General features: G+C 32.0%; 4 protein-coding genes and 1 pseudogene. All 5 read left to right on the top strand.

Going from position 1 to position 4229, the window contains the following annotated elements; genetic code table 11:
- The first annotated feature begins 10 nt into the window (after positions 1-10).
- Positions 11-472 carry a divergent PAP2 family protein gene (locus Q0370_RS00100; RefSeq protein WP_026745189.1) on the top strand — a complete coding sequence of 154 codons (462 nt, stop codon included), beginning with the start codon at positions 11-13 and terminating at the stop codon, positions 470-472.
- Between the two features lie 382 nt (positions 473-854).
- Positions 855-2180 (top strand): ribosome biogenesis GTPase Der, encoded by a 1326-nt coding sequence (der, locus tag Q0370_RS00095; RefSeq protein ID WP_299570421.1) that lies wholly within the window; start codon positions 855-857, stop codon positions 2178-2180.
- A gap of 27 nt (positions 2181-2207) precedes the next feature.
- The gene (locus Q0370_RS00090; protein ID WP_299570419.1) at positions 2208-3410 is read left to right on the top strand and encodes an AI-2E family transporter; all 1203 of its coding nucleotides are present in this window, start codon (positions 2208-2210) and stop codon (positions 3408-3410) included.
- A 22-nt stretch (positions 3411-3432) separates the two neighbouring features.
- A complete protein-coding gene (locus Q0370_RS00085; RefSeq protein WP_147006207.1) occupies positions 3433-3918 on the top strand; it encodes a MarR family winged helix-turn-helix transcriptional regulator in 486 nt (161 codons plus the stop codon).
- Positions 3919-3962: 44 nt separating this feature from the next.
- A pseudogene (locus tag Q0370_RS00080) lies at positions 3963-4229 on the top strand (potassium transporter TrkG); the annotation flags it as partial.

Raw genomic sequence — 4229 nt, 5'->3', positions numbered from 1 at the left:
GAAAAAGTAAATGAGTGGAGGAATACTGTTTGGAAATAGGCTTCTTGATGTTGCGGCGATTTCATGCTTTTCAGCACAGTTTTACAAAGTTTTTTTTCCTGTATTCAAGGGACAGAAACCCCAGTGGGCAAGACTTATCCAGACAGGTGGAATGCCAAGTTCCCATGCCTCAACGGTTGTTTCCCTTGTGACGGGCGTATCTTTGCTGAAGGGGCTTAGTTCCATTGAATTTGCAATTTCCATGGTATTTGCAGGAATTGTCCTATATGATGCGACAGGAGTCCGTCAGCAGGCTGGAAAACATGCAAAAGCCTTGAATACGCTTATAGAGGCAATTGAGCATCACGAAGGAATAGAAATAATTAATGAAAAATTTAAGGAGCTGCTGGGACATACGCCGGTGGAAGTGTTTTGGGGAAGTGTGCTGGGAGTTGCCGTAGGACTTTTATTTAAGGGCTATATATTGGGATAAATATTTTAATGTAGAGATCACAGTTATTAAGTTAGCTGTGATTTTTTATCAGTTTTAAAGGATTTTGGTTAAAAAGACTAATAAAAATACAAAAAATATGATAAAATATATTGTATATTCAAATTCTTTTGAAATTATGCGTGAATGCTTTCAAAATGGGATTGATGAAAACTGGAAAAAACAATGAAAGTTGAGTTTGAAAAATTCTGCTATATAGCATCTAGTTTAAAATGGAATTGTAAGGTTAGGCTGTATCTATAGCCAATCCATTGCTTTTCACATATTTTTATTTCAATTTTTAAGTGGAGTTACTATAAATTGTAAAAAAATTTGGATTGATAATTTTAAAAGGGAAAAAATAAATAGAAAATTGGAGGAAAATATGAAACATACAGTAGCGATTGTTGGTAGACCTAATGTGGGAAAATCAACGTTATTTAATAAGCTCGTGGGTGATAGGCTGTCTATCGTGAAGGATGAGCCAGGGGTTACTAGAGATAGGCTTTATCGTGAGATGGAGTGGAGCGGAAAAGAGTTTATCTTGGTAGATACTGGAGGGCTTGAGCCACGTACAGAAGACTTTATGATGGGGAAAATTAAGCAGCAGGCACAGGTTGCAATTGACGAGGCGGACGTAATTATATTTCTAGTAGATGGAAAAGCTGGGATTACTGGGCTTGACGAGGATGTGGCAACTGTGCTTAGAAGGCAGGATAAAAAGGTTGTTGTAGCTGTAAATAAGATTGACAATTATATGCGTGACCAGGAAAATATTTTTGAATTTTATGGACTAGGATTTGAAGAAGTTATTGGAATTTCTGGAGAGCATAAGACTAATTTAGGAGATTTACTTGATGCTGTAATTAATAAATTTGAGGATAAGAAAATAAAAAGGACAGAAGAAGGACTTAATATTGCAATTCTTGGAAGACCGAATGCTGGAAAATCGTCACTTGTAAATAAGCTTTTAAATGAAGAACGTTCGATTGTAAGTGATATTGCCGGAACGACTAGAGATTCGATTGACTCGAGTTTGAGATATAACGGAGAAACCTATACATTAATTGATACAGCGGGAATCCGTAGAAAATCCAAAGTGGAAGATGACATTGAATATTACAGTGTATTACGTACAATAAAAGCTATAAAAAGGGCAGATGTGTGTGTGCTGATGCTAGATGCAACAGAACTTTTGACAGATCAGGATAAAAGAATTGCAGGGATGATTTATGAGGAGAGAAAGCCGATTATTATTGCTGTAAACAAATGGGATTTGATTGAAAAGGATAACAACAGTGTAAAGGAATTTACGGCTTTGATAAAAGCAGACTTAGCATTTTTAGATTATGCTCCAATTGTTACAATTTCGGCATTGACAGGGAAAAGAACGTTGAATATACTAGAACAGGCTAAATTTATCAATGAAGAATACCATAAAAAGATATCAACTGGACTATTGAATCAGATTTTGGCAGAAATGATAGCACAGAATCCAGTGCCTACAAGAAAAGGACGGGCAGTAAAAATAAATTATGCAACACAGGTAAGTCAGGCACCGCCAAAATTTGCATTTTTTGCGAACAATCCAGAATTAATACATTTTTCTTATCAAAGATATATTGAGAATAAATTAAGAGAATATTTTGGATTTGAAGGATGTCCGATTGATATTGTGTTTAACAAGAAAAGTGACAAGTCCTTTGGATAGACATTAACGAGTAGAAAGGAAGAACAAATGAAGTTTTATGATGAAGAAAAATTATTAAAACTAAGAAATGTACTAATTGTTGTGGTTTTAGCACTTTGGGCACTTTTATTATTTTTTAAGGTTTATGATAATTTTGCAAAATCAATACGAATGGTTACAAGTACCATTTTTCCCTTTATTTTGTCGTTTGTAATAGTGTACTGTCTAATGCCTTTTATTGATATGATTAGTAAAAAAGATAAAAATGAAAATTTTATAAAGAACAGTAAACTGGATGAGCTCGAAAAAATTGAAAAAATGGGTGTGGACAATGAAGAAAGAAGTAAAAAAATGAAATTGTTCAATGAACTTTCCAGTAAAAATAAAAAAGAAAAATACAAGTTAAATCGAACTACTGCGATTTTAATAGTATTATCAGTATTTTTTATAATTTTTCTTTATATAGTTTTGACAATTGTGCCAATAATTACAAAACAAATATCAAGTCTTATAGACTTTTTATTAAAAAACCAGGAAAAACTGCAAAATAACTTTTTTGGTTTTCTTGAAAGCAATAATATTGATTTACGAAGTTCGCTTATGAGTTCAAAAGATGTAATCGTTTCCAATGTTATGAATGTTCTAAGTTCTAGTTTTTCTCTTATAAGCAGTACATTTAGCTTGCTGTTTATGACTCCAATTTTTACGATAATGCTTATTTTCAGTTATGATAATCTTGAAAATGGAGTAAAACGGATTTTGAGAAATATGGACAGGGAAGAATTAATAGTGCTTATAAAGAATATAGATGAGACAATCGGAAAATATATACTTGTAACAGCGCTTGACAGTATGATAGTTGGAATTGTATCATTTGTAATATTTTATTTTTTGAAAATGGATTATAGCATGCTTTTTTCAGTAATTATAGGTTTTGGAAATGTGATTCCATTTATCGGGCCTTTTATTGGACTGATTCCTGCTATACTTTATGCTTTTACAAAATCATTTAAGCTGGTAATCCTGATAGTAGTACTGATTACAATTGTTCAAACAATAGAAGCAAATATCGTAAAACCATGGCTGACAGGAAAATCTGTAGAAATGCACCCAATTACTACACTTCTGGTAGTTCTTGTTGGAGGAGCATTATTTGGTATTGGCGGGGCATTTGTTGCTATTCCTGTGTATATTATTATTAAGCTGACATGGCTGTTTTGCTGGGAAAAATATATGGCAAATAACAAATAAAAATAGTGAGGAAGTGAAAAATATGAATAATAAAGGAAAATCAGAAATTCAAAAATGTATATATTTTACAATTTCAAAAATGTTTAGAATGGTTAATAAAATTGCAGAAGAATCATTTGAGAAAATGGATATTTACCCTACACATGGATTTCTTATGATTATATTGAAAGAAGAAGAAAAAGGGCTTACAGTAAATCAAATATCAGAAACATTAGCAATAGCTCCCTCAACAGTTACGAGATTTGTTGATAAACTGGTTGCTAAAGGGTATGTTAAAAGAGAAAAAGCTGGAAAAAATTCTTTTTCAAAAATAACGGAGGAAGGATTGAAAATAATACCAGATATTTATAAAGCATGGGATGGAATTTCTGAAAAAATAGAGGAAATTATAGGGAATGAAGAATATCTGAGACGAATGGGAGAAGATTTTAAAGAATTCACAGATATATTAGGAAAAGATAAGAAATATGATCAGATAAGTGAAGATTTTGATTTTTGGATTATTTAAAAATTAAAAATAATTTTATATAAACAGAAAGTTAGGAGATTCTGATGTTAGGAAAACGAAAGGAAATTTCCCCTTACACCGTAATTTTAGTATCATTCGTAATAATTATATTAATAGGCGGCTTTTTGCTTTCTTTGCCAATTGCAATAGAAAATGGACAAAAAACAAATTTACTTGAGGGTATGTTTACAGCAACGTCAGCTGTCTGTGTAACGGGACTTACAGTAAATGATGTGAGCAAAGTCTATAATTTATTTGGAAAAACAGTTATTATGATATTAATTCAGCTTGGCGGAATAGGAATTATCACA

Origin of the sequence: uncultured Leptotrichia sp. (genome assembly GCF_938036635.1) — a bacterium.
GTDB lineage: Bacteria > Fusobacteriota > Fusobacteriia > Fusobacteriales > Leptotrichiaceae > Leptotrichia > Leptotrichia hongkongensis.
This window is presented reverse-complemented; position numbering and strand designations above follow the sequence as displayed.